At 59.6% G+C, this 17,926-nt stretch carries 22 protein-coding genes; 7 read left to right on the top strand and 15 right to left on the bottom strand.

Annotation, left to right across the window (positions count from 1 at the left end):
* Nucleotides 1–19: 19 nt before the first annotated feature.
* The 15 genes from HH213_RS17910 to HH213_RS29890 all read right to left on the bottom strand — a co-directional run bounded on the left by HH213_RS17910 (nt 20) and on the right by HH213_RS29890 (nt 11,541).
* The gene (locus tag HH213_RS17910; RefSeq protein WP_169113108.1) at nt 20–433 is read right to left on the bottom strand and encodes a head decoration protein; all 414 of its coding nucleotides are present in this window, start codon (nt 431–433) and stop codon (nt 20–22) included.
* 28 nt (nt 434–461) lie between these two features.
* Nucleotides 462–1,013: a hypothetical protein gene (locus HH213_RS17905; protein ID WP_169113107.1), complete on the bottom strand. Its 552-nt coding sequence runs from the start codon at nt 1,011–1,013 to the stop codon at nt 462–464.
* A 17-nt stretch (nt 1,014–1,030) separates the two neighbouring features.
* Nucleotides 1,031–1,888: a S49 family peptidase gene (locus HH213_RS17900; protein ID WP_169113106.1), complete on the bottom strand. Its 858-nt coding sequence runs from the start codon at nt 1,886–1,888 to the stop codon at nt 1,031–1,033.
* A gap of 2 nt (nt 1,889–1,890) precedes the next feature.
* Nucleotides 1,891–3,510: a phage portal protein gene (locus HH213_RS17895; RefSeq protein ID WP_169113105.1), complete on the bottom strand. Its 1,620-nt coding sequence runs from the start codon at nt 3,508–3,510 to the stop codon at nt 1,891–1,893.
* Nucleotides 3,510–3,773, bottom strand: coding sequence for a gpW family head-tail joining protein (gene gpW / locus HH213_RS17890; protein WP_169113104.1), 264 nt, complete (start codon nt 3,771–3,773; stop codon nt 3,510–3,512). The genes HH213_RS17895 and gpW overlap by 1 nt, the downstream gene beginning before the upstream one ends.
* 3 nt (nt 3,774–3,776) lie before the next feature.
* Nucleotides 3,777–5,678 (bottom strand): phage terminase large subunit family protein, encoded by a 1,902-nt coding sequence (locus HH213_RS17885; protein WP_308494546.1) that lies wholly within the window; start codon nt 5,676–5,678, stop codon nt 3,777–3,779.
* Between the two features lie 112 nt (nt 5,679–5,790).
* Nucleotides 5,791–6,288 (bottom strand): terminase small subunit, encoded by a 498-nt coding sequence (locus tag HH213_RS17880; protein WP_169113102.1) that lies wholly within the window; start codon nt 6,286–6,288, stop codon nt 5,791–5,793.
* Between the two features lie 137 nt (nt 6,289–6,425).
* The gene (locus HH213_RS17875; protein ID WP_169113101.1) at nt 6,426–7,091 is read right to left on the bottom strand and encodes a hypothetical protein; all 666 of its coding nucleotides are present in this window, start codon (nt 7,089–7,091) and stop codon (nt 6,426–6,428) included.
* A 237-nt stretch (nt 7,092–7,328) separates the two neighbouring features.
* The gene (locus HH213_RS17870) at nt 7,329–7,757 is read right to left on the bottom strand and encodes a hypothetical protein (protein ID WP_169113100.1); all 429 of its coding nucleotides are present in this window, start codon (nt 7,755–7,757) and stop codon (nt 7,329–7,331) included.
* A gap of 195 nt (nt 7,758–7,952) precedes the next feature.
* Nucleotides 7,953–8,450, bottom strand: coding sequence for a hypothetical protein (locus tag HH213_RS17865; RefSeq protein ID WP_169113099.1), 498 nt, complete (start codon nt 8,448–8,450; stop codon nt 7,953–7,955).
* A 34-nt stretch (nt 8,451–8,484) separates the two neighbouring features.
* The gene (locus HH213_RS17860; RefSeq protein ID WP_169113098.1) at nt 8,485–9,081 is read right to left on the bottom strand and encodes a hypothetical protein; all 597 of its coding nucleotides are present in this window, start codon (nt 9,079–9,081) and stop codon (nt 8,485–8,487) included.
* Nucleotides 9,082–9,130: 49 nt separating this feature from the next.
* Nucleotides 9,131–10,189, bottom strand: coding sequence for a YdaU family protein (locus HH213_RS17855; RefSeq protein ID WP_169113097.1), 1,059 nt, complete (start codon nt 10,187–10,189; stop codon nt 9,131–9,133).
* 17 nt (nt 10,190–10,206) lie between these two features.
* On the bottom strand, nt 10,207–10,650 hold the full coding sequence (locus tag HH213_RS17850) for a hypothetical protein (protein ID WP_169113096.1): 444 nt from the start codon (nt 10,648–10,650) through the stop codon (nt 10,207–10,209).
* A complete protein-coding gene (locus HH213_RS17845; protein WP_169113095.1) occupies nt 10,643–11,131 on the bottom strand; it encodes a YmfL family putative regulatory protein in 489 nt (162 codons plus the stop codon). Before HH213_RS17845 ends, HH213_RS17850 begins: the two co-directional genes overlap by 8 nt.
* Before the next feature lie 104 nt (nt 11,132–11,235).
* A complete protein-coding gene (locus HH213_RS29890; protein WP_217363448.1) occupies nt 11,236–11,541 on the bottom strand; it encodes a helix-turn-helix domain-containing protein in 306 nt (101 codons plus the stop codon).
* Nucleotides 11,542–11,568: 27 nt separating this feature from the next.
* Here HH213_RS29890 and HH213_RS17835 point away from each other — a divergent pair, with 27 nt between their 5' ends.
* The 7 genes from HH213_RS17835 to HH213_RS17805 all read left to right on the top strand — a co-directional run bounded on the left by HH213_RS17835 (nt 11,569) and on the right by HH213_RS17805 (nt 17,868).
* Nucleotides 11,569–12,348 (top strand): LexA family protein, encoded by a 780-nt coding sequence (locus HH213_RS17835; protein WP_229263051.1) that lies wholly within the window; start codon nt 11,569–11,571, stop codon nt 12,346–12,348.
* 148 nt (nt 12,349–12,496) lie between these two features.
* Nucleotides 12,497–12,883, top strand: a complete 387-nt coding sequence (locus tag HH213_RS17830; protein WP_169113094.1) for a zinc-ribbon domain-containing protein — start codon at nt 12,497–12,499, stop codon at nt 12,881–12,883.
* A gap of 581 nt (nt 12,884–13,464) precedes the next feature.
* Nucleotides 13,465–13,773, top strand: coding sequence for a hypothetical protein (locus HH213_RS17825; protein ID WP_169113093.1), 309 nt, complete (start codon nt 13,465–13,467; stop codon nt 13,771–13,773).
* Nucleotides 13,774–13,788: 15 nt separating this feature from the next.
* Nucleotides 13,789–15,633: a ParB/RepB/Spo0J family partition protein gene (locus HH213_RS17820; RefSeq protein ID WP_169113092.1), complete on the top strand. Its 1,845-nt coding sequence runs from the start codon at nt 13,789–13,791 to the stop codon at nt 15,631–15,633.
* 111 nt (nt 15,634–15,744) lie between these two features.
* A complete protein-coding gene (locus HH213_RS17815; protein ID WP_169113091.1) occupies nt 15,745–16,389 on the top strand; it encodes a hypothetical protein in 645 nt (214 codons plus the stop codon).
* Nucleotides 16,386–16,610 (top strand): DUF4224 domain-containing protein, encoded by a 225-nt coding sequence (locus tag HH213_RS17810; RefSeq protein WP_169113090.1) that lies wholly within the window; start codon nt 16,386–16,388, stop codon nt 16,608–16,610. Before HH213_RS17815 ends, HH213_RS17810 begins: the two co-directional genes overlap by 4 nt.
* Nucleotides 16,576–17,868 (top strand): hypothetical protein, encoded by a 1,293-nt coding sequence (locus tag HH213_RS17805; RefSeq protein ID WP_169113089.1) that lies wholly within the window; start codon nt 16,576–16,578, stop codon nt 17,866–17,868. Before HH213_RS17810 ends, HH213_RS17805 begins: the two co-directional genes overlap by 35 nt.
* The last annotated feature ends 58 nt before the right edge of the window (nt 17,869–17,926 follow it).

Below are 17,926 nucleotides of genomic sequence, written 5' to 3'. Positions count from 1 at the left end.
TGTGCGGCGCGGACGGGCGCTAGGCCGGATCGACCGCGCTGACCACGTTCTTCAGGAACATATCCAGCGGACGCAGCGCGGTCTTCAGCGTTGCCGGCGTCCAGGTCGCGTCGTAGGTCAGCGCGGTCACGTTGAACTCGCCGGTCAGGTACACGCCCGTGGTGACGGCGCCACCGCTGGCGTCGGTCGCGTCAGCCAGGATGGCGCTCGGCACTTGACTGCCGTCCGTGGCGCTCTTGACCGACAGGATGTAGTTGCCGCTAGCGGTGATCTGGCCCAGCACCGCGCCGCGCGGCAGGTTGCCCGCACCCAGCGTGACGGTGTCGGTCACCAGTTTGAAATTGCCGCCGATCAGCTGATCGGGATTGAACACTTGCGCCACGGCGCCCGGAAACTGCGGGTTCGCGCCGATGGTAGTAGTAGGAACGGCCATACTATCCTTTCGTTGTCAAAAAGAGGGATTACTTCTCGCCGCGACGCGCGCGGCCAGCGGCGAGGATCGCGTCAGCCGCCGCTTGCGTGGCGTTCGGCGCAGCAGCTGCGGCAGCGCTGGCGCCGACGTTCGGCACCTTGACGCCGGCCATACGGCTGCCCAGCGACTTGGGCTTGGCGGCACCGGCAGGAGCGCCGGCAGCGAAGGCGTTCAGCATGCCCACGGCCTGCTTGGCGCTCATGTCGGTCTCGAAGGCCAGGTGCGCGGCGAAATCGGGACGGGTAGCCGCAGCCTTGGAGCCAAAGATGGCGGCGCAGCGCGCGCGTTCGCTGGCGCGCGCAGCCTTTTCCTTGTCGCTCTCGCTCTCGTCCTCGACGTCGGGGTCGTCGTCGTCATCGTCCTCGGCTTCCTTCTTGTCCAGCTCTTCCATGCGCTTCGCGTATTCCTCGTCGGTTTCGCCGTCGCGCTGTTCGCGTTCGTCCTGCTCATCGCCGTCCTGATCGCCGTCAGCGCGCGCGGCGCCAATGCCGATCAGGTGAGCGAACGAGAACGCCTTCTTTACTTTGGTGCCCTTCTTCATGCTTGGTCCTTCTGTGGTTAGTTAATGTCTGCGAGCAAAGCCCTGAATGCCGCGTCCGGCGCCATCACGCCGTCTGCCAGCCCCTGCGATACACCGGCCGCCCCCATGTAAGTTGCGGCCTGAGTTGCCCGAACCTGCGAGGCCGGGATGTCTCGATTGCGGGCGACGGTTTCGACAAACAGTTCGCCCATGCTGTCGATCTGCGCCTTGAAGCGCGCATACGCTTCCGGCGACAGTTCGATTTCGGGATGGCCGTCTGCCTTGCTGTCGCCGTACGTCACAAACGTGACCTTGAAGCCCGCCGCATCTAGCGCCTTCGACCAGTCCATATGCATCCAGATCACGCCGATGCTGCCGGTGCCCCCAGTGCGCGGCACATAGATGCTGTCGGCAGCGCTGGCGATGGCGTACGCGGCGCTGTACGCGGCCTCGTTGAGGATGGCGCGGACCGGCTTCGTGCCGCGCGCTTTGTAGATCGTGTCCACCAGATCGAAGCAGCCGGCCACCTCGCCGCCGGGACTGTCCACGTCCAGCACGATGGCCTTGACCTTGGGGTCCGCCAGCGCGGTCAGGAAGTTTTGCCGGATGCCATCGTAGCCGGTCATGCCGGAATACGGCCGCAGCGTGCCCAGCTTTTGCACCAGCGTGCCGGCAACGGGCACGATGGCCGTGCCGGCGACCACGTCATAGCCGGTGCGCGGGTTGTCGCCCGGACCGGTATAGTCGTAATCGTCATCGTCCATCATGCTGACGCTGCGCTGCATCTGGGCGATGCCCATGCGCTCGGCCAGCGCCGCCATGATCACCTCTGCCTTGCCCGGCGTAATCGCCAGCGGCGTGTTGAACAGCCGCTGTGCCAGGAATGGAAATTTCATACTTATGCCTCCGATGATGATGTGGCGCCGCCCTCTTGCGCGCCGATAGCCCACTGCGGCAGAGCGATGCCGTGTTCCTTGAAGCGCTGGATCTCGATGGCGCGCTGCGCAACGTTCTCGCGCCAGTCGCTGCCGCCCATTTCGCCGGCTTCATCCTCCAGCGTGGACAGGCCCGAGTCCATGCCCAGCACGGCGCCCTGACGCTCTTTCAGCGAGTCGATCACGCCACGGCCCGGCCCCATCCACTTGGCGCGGGTGTAAGCGCCACGGAACAGGTGGAACGCGGGCGCGCCGGCCGGCAGCGGCAGATCGTCCACTTCCATCGCTTCCTCCGCGAACGCCGCCACAATCGGCTGACCAAAGCCGGCCCCAAAGTCATGCCGGCGCCGCGAGAGCGTTTTCCACGCCTCCAGCAGCGCACCGCGCGCCGAGGAGTAGTTCACGTCCGACCAGTCGTTGCTCAGCTGCTGGGCCGACAGGCCGGTGGCGGCAGCCGCGTTGCGCAGCACCGCCGCCTCGAACTGGCGGAAGTTCGGGTTCGGCCGCGTCGCCGTCACGGCGTTGATCTTTTCGCCCGGATACAGGATCGGCAGGCGCGCGTTGTTCAGCTTCAGGCCCGCCGACTGGTGGTACGCCACACGGTCTGTCTGGTAGGCGCCCAGGTCGTCGTCGCCGGCCAACGCGCCTTCGACCATCGCGTGGTCATAAGGCGATTCGATGTACGCAGCGAAGATCGCGTTGATCAGCGCCGCGTCCAGTTCGGCGCCGTCATATTTGGCCAGCATCTTGAGCCGCTGCAGCACAGGGGCAAAAATGCCGGCGCCGCCGCGATGCTGGCCGGCGCGCTCCAGATCGAAGTCGTGCACGACGATGGGGCGCCCCCACTCGGTTTCGCGCTCCACGCGGTCCCACGTCGCGGACTTGGCCGCCGCGAAGTAGTCGCCTTGGTGCGCGCGGCGGAAGTGATACGCGACCGCCGCGCCATAGGAATCGATCTCCACGCCGCCGCGCATGGTCTGCGTGTCGAGCTTTAGCTGGGGATTGGACAGCCGGTCAGGGTCCATGAGCTGCACCGCCGTGGCATAGCGTGCGCGGCCGGGCGCCACGCGGTCGGGCAACCAGTGGAGCATGGCGATTGCGTCGCCCTCCACCACCTTGTGGCGAAAGCCCAGCCGGAACATCTGCGCCAGTGTCTGGTTGCGCTGCGTGTCGCAATACTTGCCGACGTCGCCGGCCCACGTGCGGTAGCTGCCGCCCAGCTGCTGACTGAATTCGTCCGCCCACACGTGGTCAAACGCCTTGATGCCGGTGTGGGCCGCCAGCGCCAGATAGTCCGGCTTGAAGATCGGCCGGAAGTTGGCGCCGATCACGTTGTCCAGCATGCGCGTGACCGCGCCGGATGCCCAGCCGTCATTGCGCACCAGGTCGCGCACGCGGGCGACGATGATGTCGCGGTGCACGTTGAGGTCGCCGTCAGGCGAGCCCAGGTACGGATTCCATTCCGACATATGCTGGCCGGTGCGGTCGGCGGCGTCGTATGGCACGTTGCTGCCGTGGAGCATCGACGGGCGCCGGGACGCTATCGGCTTGCCGTGAGCGTCGAGCAACGAGACGGCTTCCATCAGAACCTCAGACCGATGGCGCGGCGCGGACGGGGCACGATGCCCAGCTGCACCTGTAACGACTGGATCAGCGCCGACAGTGCCGGCAGATCCGCCTTGGTGTACGTCACCGATTTTGAGCCGTCACCCTGCGTGTACGAGTACGACTCGCCCTTGGCGCCCGTGGACAGGTCGATGTACGCCTGCTGCGCGGCCTTGATCGCCGTTTGCAGTGCAGACGTCTGCATACCGGCCAGCAGGCCGCCGCGTGGATTGAATTGCATGTTTTACCCCTTATTCAGTAATCCGGCGAGCCGGCTTCGCTTCGCCGTCGGCGCGGCTTTCACCTGCACGGTTGGCCCCTCCTCGGCCACTTTCCTGACCGCTTCCAGCACCTGCACCACGCGCTCAGCCAACTCGCCCACAGGCAGCGGCTCCGCGACGCTGGCCTGAGTCGGCGGTGGACTGTCGAACAGGTCCGACATCGGCGGATTGACGACGCTTTCCAGCTTCGCCCACATCTTGTCGGTGTAGCGGTGCAGGTCCAGACTGTGCGCGGCGAAGACGGCGTACACGGTGCAGTCCAGCGCCTCGTTGCGCTGGCGCCGCTTCACCCAGCGGTACTGCTCGCCCGTGGCAGTTTTTTGCAGCACGCGGACCTCTGCGGTCAGCTGCTCATAAAATTCGTCGGACAGGCCGGCGCCGAAGTGGACGAAGCCGGCGCCGTGCTGCTCGACCTGCAGGCGGCCGTGGATCAAGTCCTTCGCCGTGTCGGTGCCAACCATCCACAGCTTTACGCCTCGCTTGATGACTTGGCCGCGATGATTCACGTCCTGCAAGCTGCTGCGGCCCTTCACAGGCTGGCCTTGTCGGCTGTCGCCCTTGACGGCGTACACCTTGCGGCGCGCACGCGTGCGGCAGAAGTTGTACGCTTGGTGCGTGAAGTGGCCACCGGTATCGATGGCCGTGCATTCAATCGGCAGCAGCTGGCCACCCTCATGGCGGAACACCAACTGCAGGTACGGATCGAGCTTTTCCTCCCAGTCGCGCTCGTCGGCCGGGTTGGCGTCGATGATGTGGTGGTCGACCAGCCACATTTCCTCGCCCCTGCCGTGTGCCCACACGACAATCTCAAAGCGGTTGCTTTGCACGTCCACGCCGGCAGTCAGCACCAAGCCGCCGCGCGGGACGGTGCGCAGCGCATACTGTTCGGCACGCCGCTTCAGCGCATCGGTTTCCGTCTGCTCCACTTCCTCCTGCCAGGTCTCGCCCAGCGTGGTGTTGGTGAACGTCTTCAGTTCGCTGGTGTCGCCGGCACGGGCCTTATCGACCGCAGCGAGGTAGTCACGCACCATCTGCTCCCATGTGGCCTGCGGGCTGTATCCGGTCCACACGAAGAACGCCACGGAGCGCGGCGGCGGCACAATGTCGCCGGCCTCATTTCGGAAGCGCGCCTCGGCATCGATCCACGTGCCGTCCTGCGCGATCCAGCGCCCACGCTGCCAGACGTTGAGGTAATCGGCCTGCGTGTACAGTGTGGCGCAGTGTGGGCAGACATGCCCCACCGTGGCAGGGTTGCGGTCCACCCACTTGAACCCGTAGCGCTTTTCCTTGCCGCCCCACTCTACCGAGTGGTATTCGTCGCATGACGGGCAAGGCACATGGAAGCGCATTTTCAGATCGCACTGTTCCTCACGCGCCTCGATCCGGCTGAAGCCTTTCAGCTTCGGCGTCGTCCCCATGATCTCTTTCGGGAACACCGCGCCCTCCACCCGCTTGCCGGCCAGCTTGTCGGGACTGCCTTCCTTCTCGATGTCGATATCGAAACCGTCCAATTCGTCCAGGATGGCGTAGTCCACCGAGATCCGGCGGTAGCTGCGCGCGGCCTTGCCGCCCTTGGTGTAAAGGCGCGAGCCCAGGAAAATCTTGCCGCTCAGCGTGTCGCGCTTGTCGTGCCCACGGCCCTGCGGGAACACCTCGCGCATGACCTTCACGTCGCGCAACATAGTGTCCAGTTCGGTTTTGACGAACTCGTCCGAGTCATCGTCGGTGGGCTGCCACACCGCCTGATTGCGGCGCTTGTGGTGCGCGATGTACGCGATTAGTGCCACCAGCATCTTCGTGTAGCCGATACGCGCCGACTTCTTGACGACAACGACCTCGATGTCGTCGTTGCTGAATGCGTCCATGATGCCCGGCTGAAACGGGTACGCTTCCCACTTCCCCTCGACGTAGGACGATTCGGCGCTGAGGTAGAAGTGCTTCGCCGCCCATTCCGACAGGCGGATCGGCTCTGGCGCCTCAAGCGACTTCAGGCCGCTCCGTATCGCTCTCTGAATCTCGCTTAGATCCATCGGGGTCCTCCATGTCGAACTGGGCCGAGGCGGCGATGTTGCGCGCCTTGTTGATTTCGGCGGTAATGATTTCGATGTCCTCGGCGGTCAGGTTCTTGCTGCGGCGTTTGATCTTCACCGGGACCGCCTCCAAGATCGCCGCGACTTTCCGGCCGACCGACGCCAGCGCGATTTCGAGCAGCACGACCGGCGCGCTCTCGCGCCGCGTTTCCGCGTTCTGCATCTCGATGCGTTCGGACTGGGCGCGCGCCAGGCGCGCACGCTCGCCGGCCAGATCCAGTTCGCCGGCAGCGGCGCGGCCAGCTGCTTGCTCGCGCAGGTGCGCACAATACTGATGGAGCCAGATTTCGCCAGTGCCGCCAGCGTGCAGCACCTCGCGGCGCAGCAAGTCGCTGACCGCTTGCTGACTGATTCCGACCAACAGGCCGAACGCTGTCTGCGTCATGGGAGACTGAAGGTCCACCATACAACCCCCTTAGAAAAGTTTTTGGCGTAGCGCGAGATCGCGGCGCGCAATGCCCGTGATACAGAGACCACCAGGAGGGACCCGTTGCACATCTATTGGGCAGTTGCGGCCTTCGCTCAGCGCGCGGTCGCAGTCGCGCGAGCCAGGGCGCGCGTGAATTCGGCCTGAAAGTTCCTATCGATGCTGGTCTTGGCTGTCGTCCGGTAGCCGAGGCGCTTGGTGGTCTGCTGCGGATCGGTGAAGCGCACCAGCAGCTTGAGCGCGCCGGAAGTGTTGTAGCCACGACCAAGCTTTGAATTGCCCCGCACCTTGCCGCTGCCGCCGCGCATGTACGGGCGCTGCCATACACCGTTGATTACCTCGCCGCCCTTGGTCTTGACCGGGCCGATGAACACATCAGAGCGCCCCTTCAACCGGGCAATGAGGTTGCGGGGCAAGTTGCCATACTGGTTGACCGGCGACGCTTTCGGGTTCAGCACCGCGCGGCCGTTGACCTTCTGGACGTCGCCGCTCTCGTACGGCGCCAGATACCCGGCGGCTTTATCCTTGACGTACACGATTGCGCGCAGATCGCTCTTGCGTGCAGCTTTGACGCCGACAGCGTTCAGCGTGAACGGCGTAGGCCTGTCCAGCACGCGGCTGAATTGCTTCTTCTCGTCCGCCTGCACATGCTTGCCCAGCGCGGTCAGTGCCGTGGCTGTAGCAAAGGGCAACTGCTTGTCGATGAGCGCACCAAACTGGCGCTGGATCTGCGGCAAGTTTGTCTGTACTGAGATGTCCATACGCACCCTTGTGCAGACGTCTGCACTACTGGAATAAAAAAGCCCGGAGGACCGGGCAAAGGAGAAACGCAGCTTGTATCCACCGCTTTACAGCGGATTGAGACAGATCACCACCTTTCGTCATTGAGAATTCTTGCGCTTTAGGTTATCGCCCAACGCCGCCGTGCTCATGGCCACGGCCGAAAAAAAAAGCCCGCGAGACGCGGGCTATATATAAGTCCATCTTACCGTGGATACCTATACAAAGAATGCATGAACCTCACGCTTCACTATTTCGTCGACGATATCAATTACTGGTTGAAGCGGTTGCGAAATCTCAGTCTCATCAGACCGCAGATCGACTGTTCGCACCTCATTCTTAAAACTAAATCGCAAGATCTTATCTTGGGGCAGGAGTTGCATACGTATGCCGACCTCGACTCTCAACGGCAGCAGATCGGTCTGAAGCTCCATATCATCGAATTTAAATGCCAGAATAAAATCTAAACCGCCATTTTCGTACTTTCCCCAATCGGCGGAAATATACCTGTCATCAACACCCGCGTCAGCCTGCATTCTTCCGACTAAGTTGCCCAGAACGTTCAAGAGCATTGTTTCATATCGCGGAGCAAGCTTCACCTGACTTACGACCCGCTTTCTTAGCGCTTCAAATTCGGTTTTGTCCATGATTTTCCTCGGTGATTAAGAACACCGATTGTATCGTCATGAAGCGGAACATCAAGAAAAAAGCCCAGTCAATATTTGACTAGGCTTTATCGGTCTCATACTACAGACGAACAAACGCCTCCATCAAGGAGACGCCTAATCGGCTGTAGGCACGGGACACCCCGGCAGGCAAGTTGAAGACCGAATGGTATTCGGCTATTCAAAACTTTTCAAGATCGTTTTCAAATTATTTTCTGCGCGAGCGATCACAAGGCGCACATGCGATCCACGGACGCCCTTGAGACGAGTGCGAGTTCTTGCGTCATCGAAGACGTAAATGTGGCGGCACTTCAACGCCATGCGGTCGTTGAAATCGCCAAGCTTGCGGTAAGCCTCCTCAACGAGCCAACCATCCAATTCATCGGCCGAAACCAGCGGACGTGGTGGCTTGTACTTCTCGTCCAGCACGTCCTGATGTGGCGGCGCCTCGGAGGTGCGAAGCGCGACATACCAGCGTGCCCAACTGGCGCACACGGCCGCCGATGATCCGCCGCCGCCCATCACCACGCGACGCCAGTTCTCCATGCGGGCGTGAAATTCACGCTGCGCCATCGGCGGCAGGCCGTGCGTGCGCACAGGCGCGACAGGTTTCCCCAACACGTCCGCCTTTTCTTCGACAAACACCAAGCCGTCAATCTCCAGCACTGCACCCATTACAACTTCCTTTCAACCCGTTCATTCGTATTCGTTATGGCCTGAGCCCTTTTGCCTGCTGCGCAAATTCCAGCGCTGCGATGCTGACGTTTTCACCTCGTTCGTGCCGCTCCAGCACGGCATCGGCCCAGTCCGTCTGCCGCAAGCCTGAGCGCATCGGCATCGACTTGACGCGCAGCTGCGCCAGCAACTCTCTCGCCCGCTCAGGTTGCAGCCGTGTCTTGCCAGGCGCCCCTAGCTCTTGCCGCTTCACCGGCACCGGAGGCAAATTCGGATCGTCCGCGTATTCCCTCAACACTTCCATCCACCGCTGCCGCAGCACCTGATACCCCTGATTCGCTATCGCGAACGCTCCAATCTTCACCCACGCCCAGTAAATCGCCGCATGCGACCAAACGTCTGGCTCATTCGGATTGCCCAACTCCCGCTTTCGCCCCTGCTCCAGCGCCTCATAGAACGCGACTTCAGGATCGAGATTCGGCCGGCACAACTTGATGAATTCCGGCAGCGTCGGCGGCCAATCGCGCGACTCCAACATCCGGTATCCGGTCGTCAATTCCGCGTTCGACAGTTCACCCAGCCTATGCGCCCAATACTGCTTCAACTCCACCGGATCGACACCTGCCCACATGTCCGCGAATCGGGAGCCGTATGCCCACGACATGCGTTTGAACAGCGATTCAACCCAGCTGATGGGCAGCGGTTGGTGTGTCGATGTCGATGATGTAGCCGGCTGCACCATGCACGCCTCCTCCCGTCAATCCTGCAATCGTTGCTGCTCGCGCAGCCGTTACACCGCCTACGGGCTGCCGGCCCTGTGGCCGCGCCCCTGCCACGCTGATCGTGGCGGCTTCACGCGACCAGCGCTCCAAGATGCCCTTGACGTAGCCCAGGTTCAAACCGTCCGGTTTTGTGCGCTTCGCCTCCTCGCACGCTGCCGCGACCGTCTCAGCCGTGACTCCCTGCGAAGCCATTTCGAGCAAGCGAGGGTCTGCCGGCTGAGTTTTCACGCCGTGCTTGCGAAACTCGATGCTGAGGGCCACCGCCCCGCGCGCGGGGTCTTCGCTCTGTGTTGACGGTGTTGGGGTGTTAACTTGGTTTTGGTTATGGTTTTGGTTTTGGTTTTGGTTGGCTTCAGCGTTTGATAAACGCGGATCAATCGCGGTTGCATCGCGGTTCGCTTGCGGTTCGATCACATCCGAACCGGGGTTGTACCGCGCATCAATCGCGGTTGCATCGCGGTTCTTTACCGGTTCAAAGTCGAATCCAGTTTGCGGCGGACGCTTCAAGCTGGCCAGCAGTTCGGTCATGGCTACGGTTTCAGGCGAGTCATCGAAGCGCTCTACAAATTCCAGCAGGCGCCGCTCAGCACTGACAATGTCACCAACCTTGATATCCGCACGCAGACGCTTTTCTTCGGCCGCCCAAGCGCGCGCGCGCCCACCAGCTGCTGCTGCTTTCAGATTCGCATGGTAGTCGGCAATGACCGCTGCGCAGCGCTCGTTGAACCATCCTTCGTCCGTGAGTGTAAAGAAGTCGGCCAGCACTTGCTGCGCTGCCTCGACTTCTTCGGGCGAAATCACCAGCAGGCGGCGAAACAGTGTTCGTTCGTCGGCGGGCAATGGGCGTTCCTTCTCGTAATACAGATCAAGCATGTCTCGGAAAATGCCGCGCTCCATGCGCGTCAGGTGCCGGGTCGAGCTATTGAAATCACCGATGTGATGTGGGTAGTAGTTCATATTGAGAGGGATAATTCCTATGTGACGGAGCCAGCTATCGCGCTGGCGGCGATCTGCCCTTTGTAGGCAACGGACTCAACGCCGATGCGAGAAGGCAGTTTCATATAGTCCAGCGCGCCGGCGCGAATAGGCCGCGGTGCGCAGTGGCGAGACAGATTCAGGGGGTTCTTGGTTCCGGCGTACGGTGCGCCGACTGGCTCAGGCGGTGGGCCGGATACGACTGGCGCCACGCCCAAATAGTCCAGGCCCTGCTTGGTCAGGACCAACCAATCGCCGGTGACATCGATCAGGCGGCAGCGCTTCAGGCGCTCGACCACGTCCACGCGGAAAGCGTCGGCCTTGCCACGCCAGTTACGCACGCGCATCAGATCCTGCACCGAGGCTTCGCTGCCAATATTGTGTAGTGCGCGCAGGAACAGGAAAGGCGTGCTGCTGCGGCGTGGAAGTTCGAAGTTATGCATGGGCCGCCTCCGCGTGCGAACCAACCTTTACTTCGCCAGTGTCGCGGCTATACATGCCCAACATGAGCGCTTGCAATTGCGCCACCGTGCGATGGAGTTCCGCGCCGTGGGCCTGAATATCTTTTCGTTCAGCTGAGTCGATCACGCCATCTTCTACAGCTGCCATAAAGAGCTTGAAATGCTCCCCCAGCTGCGAGTACATCTGGTTAAACATCACATGCACAGAGTCGTGCTCCAGCTTACCCATATCGGGCAAGCGCACGAAGGTGCCGCCGCTTGCAGCGGCAAAGGCCTCAACGAAATGTGTGGTCCCGGACAAGTCCTGCAATGCTAGCTTGTCGTTATCAGACAGTTGCTGCCCCTTTGTTTCATACACGCGGTTACGCAAGGCGTTTTCCGTCATGCCCAAGTGGGCGGCGACGACCGTCCACCCTCCATTCACGGAATTCACCATCTTCACTACTGCTTTACGGAGATCCATACAATTTCCAAAAAATTATGGTTTCAAAAAAATCTTATGAGGATTAAAGTCTCAAGTACGTCAGCTGCACAGCGACCTGAATCCCTGCTGATGCGGGCACGGCTTTAGCTCGTGCCCGTTCCGCTTTTCTCGCCAACAGCTGGCATCCGCCGTTCCGGGACCGTTCGCCGCTCACGACCTTGACGGCGCTCTGCGCGGATGTACGCCCAATCAACGCCGAGCGGGCAAAGTTCTTCACACAGCAAGGCGCGCTGTGATTCACGCTCTATGTTTATAGCGAGCGCAGGTTGACACTCACGATGTCCGTAAGCGATCTGACGAAGGTAGCCGACTGTAGTTGAGCATCGCTTTGCAAAACTTTCCTGATCAGCTACCGGCATTTTGTTTAGATAGTCGAGAAGTTTTTTCATGCCGCAACTTTAGCAACTGATAGGTATATGGTCAAGCAACTGATAGTGTCGCAAATGCTAAATTTCGTTTTTAATCCCGACATGGACATGAATTCAATCCGCCGCAAGAACCTCAGAGCCGAAATCAACCGTTGCACGGAAGGTAATGTCGCGGCGTTCGCCCGTCAGTTCGGCATTGACGAAGCCCGCCTGTCGCAAGTGCTATCGGAAAAATATCGAGGAGGCAAAAATTTCGGTGAAAAGGCCGCAAGAGCCATGGAAAAGGCAGCGGGACTAGCTCCACTGTCGCTCGACAAAGTGGAGTCCACGCCCGAAGTAATTAGTGGTAAATTACCGCCTCTTTCTGAGCGGAAAGAGGAATTCGACATCAACGTGGCAGCGGCCGCGTTAGGAAAAAGGGTAATACCCGTAATTTCGGCGATACAGGCAGGTGCTTTGAAGGAAATAACTCAACCGTATGAGGTGGGCGACGGCTTCGCCGCCATCTTCACCGACGAGACTTACTCGCAATGGGCATTTGCCCTTGTGATAGAAGGACACTCCATGTCCCCGGAGTTTATGCCCGGCGACATTGTGGTAATCGAACCAGAATGGGAGCCAAGGCCAGGCGAATATGTCGCTGCTAAAAACGGCCGCGAAGAGGCAACTTTCAAGAAGTACCGACCTCGCGGGATCGACAAGGACGGCAAGGAGGTTTTTGAACTCGCGCCCCTTAATGATGACTATCCCACGTTGCGCAGCGATACTGAACAATTAAGAATTATCGGTGTCATGGCAGAGCATCGCCGTAAAGCACGGCGACGCTGAAGTACCCCTCCTGTCCGCAAATGCGGACATTTTTTTGCATAATAGTGTGACATTTGGTTACATTTCCCTTTGGAAATTTTGATATCATCCAGTCACTATTATCGTGCATATAGGGATTGTCCCTGCGTGCCCACCAAAGAGGAAAAAAATGGCGTTACAAGCGTGCCACGAGTGCGGGACGAAGATCAGCAGCGAAGCTAAAACCTGCCCGCAATGTGGGGTTAAACCGAAGAATAAAACCAACACCACCTCTGCAATATTCGGTGGCTTAGTTGCGGTCGGCGTACTTTGGTTCTACTTCGGCGGCGGACTGGAGAAGCAAGCAGCAAAACAACTCGGAGACATTCATAATCAGGTGGCGGCTGACTCGGTTGCTCAGTACGAGATTGCTAAAGCTTCAGGCACCCCAATGGACCGCTGTGTCCAGGCCGGCTTGGTAACGGCAGCATACCTTCAGGCGAAAGACGACGCGAATTACAAAATTTGGAAGCAAGTGGAGAGTGCCGACTGCTCTACTGCTGGCGTCCCACGTTAGCACTTAGTGCGTTCCGATCTAGCCCGCCTTGAGCGGGCTTTTTTTCTATATATCCAAACGCGCACGATTCAGCGTGCCTTTATTCCAAAAAAGTCCTAGCAAATGATTTAGATAAACCTAGCATTTGCTTGTCCATAAAGCCTATCATTTGCTATAGTTTGTCTCAGGCAACTTAACCGTCTGAGAGGACTGAATGAATAGTGCAGGCTCCAAAACTTCTATAAGTGACCGTGTCCGCGTGATTCGGTGTGTGGACGATCCCTATGCAGGGCTCACAGGCCATGCCTACATCGCAGCACGCAAACTTAATCCGCCCGTTCAACGTGTGCAGACGTCTGCACATGGTCAAGCGCCGATCCAACCTCAGGTGCCCGCATGACTTCCGCTGACCACATTGCCCCACTCGCACTTGCGGAGTGTGCAGCAGCGGTCGCATCGTCGTTCGTCGCAGTTGCTGTCGCGGCCAGTAATGCCGTCGAATTGCTTCGCGCTAGCGGGAACGGCGGGCATCAGGTGACACTGCTGATGATCTGCGGTGCGCCGTCGAAAGCCAACAGCGTTTACTCAACGATTTCTGCGTAATGGTCCGCACTGCGGCCACGACGCTGACCTACCAGACGAAGGCAGCAAGCAGCATCGAAGCCTATGAAGCTGCCGCGCACAAGCAGGGCGAAACGCCTTGCGCTATCAGCGTGCGCCCGGCCGAACCCGACCGCGCGAGCCTCGAAGCAGCACGTAAGGCGTTGCGCATCGCGGCGCCGCTGGAGACGGCATTGAGCCATCCCACCTTGGGCGTCGCCGTTCGCACTTACGCCCGCAAGCCGCCACGTCGCAAATCCAGCCCCCAACAGATCGATTTCAAAAGCCTCGCGGCCAACGACCGCGATTAACTGAAAGCCCGAACCATGTCGAAACTTGTCGTACTTCCTGCACCCATTGTGCCCATGCCAGCCGACCGAGTCATTGTCGTTGACGAACTCGTGACCGAGGGCTATCAATTCCAACCGCTGTACGAACTCCGCGTGTCGCCCGACAACCGCAAGTGGTTCAACGAGCAGACCCTTAACGAGTTGGCCGAAAGCATGCTGTCTGTGGGCGTGCTGCAGCCGATAGTTATTCGCCCAGTTCCAATTACCTCGCAGCATCCGCAGCGCTTTGAAATCGTGGCGGGCGAACGTCGGTTCCGCGCCGCCATCATCGCCAAGCTTGCCATCGCACCGGTAATCGTGAAGCGTCTTAATGACCAGCAAGCAGCAGAAATTCGACTGCTGGAGAACATCCAGCGCGAGGACCCACATCCGCTGGAGGAAGCGGATAGCTATCAGGCATTGATGCAAGCCTTTAATTTCGGCGTGCCAGAGTTGATGAAAATCACGAAGAAGAGCAAGGCGTATATTTACGCCAGCCTGAAACTTTGCGCGCTGTCGCTGAAGGCGCGCGAACTGTTCATGGCCGACAAGGAAGCGCTGCCCGCATCTACCGCGCTACTCGTCGCACGCATCCCCGTACCAGAGCTCCAAAACCGCGCACTTGACGAGATCATGACGCCGCGCGGCAAGGCCGGGGCGATGTCCGTCCGAGAGGCAAAAGACTGGATTCAAGAGCGCTACATGCTCAACCTGAAGAAAGCCGCGTTCCCGATCAAGGATGCCAAGCTGCTACCCGAAGCTGGCAGCTGCACGGCATGCCCTAAGCGCGCCGGTAACCAGCCCGAGGTGTTCCAAGGCATTGGTGCAGACGTCTGCACCGATCCGAACTGCTTTGCTGACAAAGGCAAGGCGCATCAAGCGAACGAAGAAAAACGCCAGGCGTCCGTCGAAGTCCAGGCACGCAAAGCCGGTATTCCCGTATTTGAAGGCGACGCGTGCCGGCCCTTTTACAACCGAATCTTCGTGGCAGGATTTGATGAGGTAGGGATGGGCACGCCGCTATACACGTTCAAACGAGTGAACCCGAAAACCAAAATGGAAGGCAACGTCGCTACGTACCTGCGCGCCGACGATATGCCTCCGGCAATCGGCTACCTCAAGGAAGCCAGTGGGCTTGCCGCCCTGTACTCACGCGCTGCCGTACAAGCAGCGCTTGAAGCCGCGGGGGCCTGCCTCGCGGAAGCGCAACAACCTCCCGTGACGGACCAAGCTGACGCGTCCGCACCCGATCAACAGATCGCGGTCCAGGACACAGCAAAGGTTGATGCGCATGTCCCATCCAAACCTGAAGCGAAGGAATCGGTCGCCGCCGCGACGACCCGCCGCACCAATCTCTATCTCGCCATTCGCGGCCGGGCACAGAAACACGGCATGTCCACGCAGTTGCTGCGCGAATTAACGAAGCTGCTGCTCAGGGACTATAACAATAACTGCACGTTCCCTGACGACCTCATAGGCCACCTGTTTAATCCAGAGGACTTTGGGGGCAACTTCAGTGACGAGGCCGTCTGCAAATTTATCGACAACGCGCCGATGGCCGAGGTGCAGCTGCTGCTGATGGATATTGTCGTGTCTGAGCAGCTGAGCGCTGGCCTCTATGACAAGCGTACTGACTTGGCTGAGCGCACTTTGGACGCTATGGACGTCGCGATGCCAGATGCCGCAAGCGACGAGGCGCCCGTACGCAAAACGCTGACTCTGACGCGCAAGCCACCAGCGGGCACGCCGGAACCGTCCACAGCCGGACCTTCTGTCACCGTCAAGAAAACGCGAGTCATACCTCCGGCAGCGTGGCCATTTCCAACCCCAAGCCGAGCCTGACCCGTGAATAAAGAACTGATCCTTGATTTGGTGATGCTCGCCATTATGGCCGCCAGCAGCACCTACCTCGTGCTGTTGGTCACGGCTTAAAATCGTTACACGACAAACTTTATGACCAATCTCTATCCTCGCACCAATCCGGCCCTACCATTAGATAGCCAAGATCTAATTTACAGGCTCCGTACCGTCGCCGGTCAAACTGTCGTCCAGCCACCTGCACTGGACCTCGAAGCGGCAGACCACATCGAAAAGCTGGCCATTGCGCTGTCTGACCTGCGGTCCACCGTCGCTGCTGGCAACGAGCCTCAGCAGTCGCCTTACGAAGATATCACGCTTGCCAATCTGCGCGCGGGAAACCTGTCCGCCGCTAGAGTATATGTAGGCTACTGCGAAGTCAGCGAGGCGCTTAAAGCCGCAAATGGCGCGATTAAGCGCTACTCCGATCTTACCCAAGAACTGCGCCGCCGCGCTGCCGGCGGATGGACTAGCGTCAAGGACGCGCAGCCCAGCACCGGCCACGAATGCACCGGTCGAGAAATGATGGTCTCCAACAGCTTCTTTGTCCGTGGCGTCACTATAGATGGAAAAGAAGGGTTCGGCATGGCCGACTACCAAGAAGACGGCAACTGGAAGTGCTACGGCGGCGATTATGACTTCATGCATATCGCGGAGGTCACGCACTATCTCCCATGCTTGCCCAGTGAGAACACTCCCACCAAACAGCCTGACAAAGCGCCAGAAAGGACCGAACCGTGAACTATCTCACCGCCAATGAACTGGCCGAACTGATCGAGTGTAAGCCGAACCAGCGAAGCAAAATGGTTTCTTGGCTGACTTCGAACCGCTGGAAATTTGAAGTCGGCTCAACGGGCCTGCCACGCGTGGCCCGCGCGTACCACGACCGCAAGCTGGGTATCATCGAAACGAAAGTAACTATAAAACATGCCGAAGCACCAAACCTCACCGCGTTCGCGTAGGGAATTTCTGTCCGGCGCCGAGCGCATCCAGAAATATGTCGGAAAGCGTAAAGTCTCCTTCTACTATCAGCACGTCGATAAAACGACCGAAACGTTATCAACGGCGCCGCTTGGCGACCGCCAGGCCATTGCCGAGGCCGAACGCATCGCTCGTCGCAAAGCGCTGGACATTCAACAGGGTCAAGTGATCGCGGGGTCTGTTGCATCTCTGATTGAACGCTTCGAAGACGAGGTGGCGCCTACGCACTACCGCGATCAGTCCAAGGAAGGGAAATCAGTGCGGTCATCTGGCTACAAGAACCTTAAAGCGTTCTTCGGTCAGATGGCGCCGGCCTCACTCAAGACCGTGCATGGCTATCAGTATCTGGACGCGCGTGCCAATGCCGGCGCCCCAGCCAAGGCGAACAAAGAACTATCACTCATGTCTACCATTTGCCATTACGCTGTGCGGTGGGGCGTCATGGAGGCAAATCCTTTCACGGACATGATGCTGAACAAGACTGAAAAGAACACACGCAGCATCAGCCGGCGGCAAGTGGTCAGATTCTATCTCTGGTGCAGGCGGCAGGAAAATCGCACCACAAGGTTGATGGGCTGTATGGCACTGTTTACCTACCTGACCGGCTTCAGGACCGCAGAGGTCCGCCCCATGCAAAAAGCAGCATGTACACCACAGGGCGTCATCGCCACTGGCGCCAAACGAAAGCGCGGCGAAGCCGAGGTCGTGAAACTGCGCGAATGGTCGCCTCGCCTACGGATGGTCGTGAAGCGGATTTATCAGGCGCAAAGCTTCATGCCAGCAGTGCCAGTAGAGGTCAATGAACTGATGGCGCGCATTGCCATTCGAATAGCCAAAGGCGAAAGTGCGAAGCGTGCCACCGCCGCCGTCGGCATGAAAGAACCGACCTATTACTACTGGATCAAGCGTATTAAGAGCGACCACCGCGTTAGGCCAACGGAGTCGGCCTTCATGTTCCCAGCAGTTGGCGGACGGTGCTATACCAAGGGCGGTTTGACCTCCTCTTGGCAGGAAGTGATGTTCGCGTACGTCTCGACCATTGACGAAGCCGTCACCGAGAAGACCTTAACCCAACATGAGCAGTATTTTGCGCCGCTCGACATCAGGCCGGCCGCGATCACGACTAAGTTGGACAAGCGCTCAGCCGATGCATACGATTTTGCTGCGCACGCCAACCCGTCCACGACCCATCGACATTACGACCGCCGCAAAGTTCGCAAGGCAAGTCCAACGGAGTGACAGAATTTTATGCTACTAGCCCCACTTGGCCTAGCAACGATTCTAGGCAGACCGCTTT

The sequence above is a fragment of the Duganella dendranthematis genome (genome assembly GCF_012849375.1).
GTDB lineage: Bacteria > Pseudomonadota > Gammaproteobacteria > Burkholderiales > Burkholderiaceae_D > Rugamonas > Rugamonas dendranthematis.
This window is presented reverse-complemented; position numbering and strand designations above follow the sequence as displayed.

Coding starts and splice junctions, on each gene's coding strand:
- HH213_RS17830 (WP_169113094.1), top strand. CDS start 12,497: ATGGCGTTACAAGCGTGCCACGAGTGCGGGACGAAGATCAGCAGCGAA.
- HH213_RS17845 (WP_169113095.1), bottom strand. CDS start 11,131: ATGGATCTCCGTAAAGCAGTAGTGAAGATGGTGAATTCCGTGAATGGA.
- HH213_RS17855 (WP_169113097.1), bottom strand. CDS start 10,189: ATGAACTACTACCCACATCACATCGGTGATTTCAATAGCTCGACCCGG.
- HH213_RS17895 (WP_169113105.1), bottom strand. CDS start 3,510: ATGGAAGCCGTCTCGTTGCTCGACGCTCACGGCAAGCCGATAGCGTCC.
- HH213_RS17900 (WP_169113106.1), bottom strand. CDS start 1,888: ATGAAATTTCCATTCCTGGCACAGCGGCTGTTCAACACGCCGCTGGCG.
- HH213_RS17860 (WP_169113098.1), bottom strand. CDS start 9,081: ATGTGGGCAGGTGTCGATCCGGTGGAGTTGAAGCAGTATTGGGCGCAT.
- HH213_RS17865 (WP_169113099.1), bottom strand. CDS start 8,450: ATGGGTGCAGTGCTGGAGATTGACGGCTTGGTGTTTGTCGAAGAAAAG.
- HH213_RS17905 (WP_169113107.1), bottom strand. CDS start 1,013: ATGAAGAAGGGCACCAAAGTAAAGAAGGCGTTCTCGTTCGCTCACCTG.
- HH213_RS17815 (WP_169113091.1), top strand. CDS start 15,745: ATGACCAATCTCTATCCTCGCACCAATCCGGCCCTACCATTAGATAGC.
- HH213_RS29890 (WP_217363448.1), bottom strand. CDS start 11,541: ATGAAAAAACTTCTCGACTATCTAAACAAAATGCCGGTAGCTGATCAG.
- HH213_RS17910 (WP_169113108.1), bottom strand. CDS start 433: ATGGCCGTTCCTACTACTACCATCGGCGCGAACCCGCAGTTTCCGGGC.
- gpW (WP_169113104.1), bottom strand. CDS start 3,773: ATGCAATTCAATCCACGCGGCGGCCTGCTGGCCGGTATGCAGACGTCT.
- HH213_RS17885 (WP_308494546.1), bottom strand. CDS start 5,678: ATGGACGCATTCAGCAACGACGACATCGAGGTCGTTGTCGTCAAGAAG.
- HH213_RS17875 (WP_169113101.1), bottom strand. CDS start 7,091: ATGGACATCTCAGTACAGACAAACTTGCCGCAGATCCAGCGCCAGTTT.
- HH213_RS17850 (WP_169113096.1), bottom strand. CDS start 10,650: ATGCATAACTTCGAACTTCCACGCCGCAGCAGCACGCCTTTCCTGTTC.
- HH213_RS17870 (WP_169113100.1), bottom strand. CDS start 7,757: ATGGACAAAACCGAATTTGAAGCGCTAAGAAAGCGGGTCGTAAGTCAG.
- HH213_RS17820 (WP_169113092.1), top strand. CDS start 13,789: ATGTCGAAACTTGTCGTACTTCCTGCACCCATTGTGCCCATGCCAGCC.
- HH213_RS17825 (WP_169113093.1), top strand. CDS start 13,465: ATGGTCCGCACTGCGGCCACGACGCTGACCTACCAGACGAAGGCAGCA.
- HH213_RS17835 (WP_229263051.1), top strand. CDS start 11,569: ATGGTCAAGCAACTGATAGTGTCGCAAATGCTAAATTTCGTTTTTAAT.
- HH213_RS17880 (WP_169113102.1), bottom strand. CDS start 6,288: ATGACGCAGACAGCGTTCGGCCTGTTGGTCGGAATCAGTCAGCAAGCG.
- HH213_RS17805 (WP_169113089.1), top strand. CDS start 16,576: ATGCCGAAGCACCAAACCTCACCGCGTTCGCGTAGGGAATTTCTGTCC.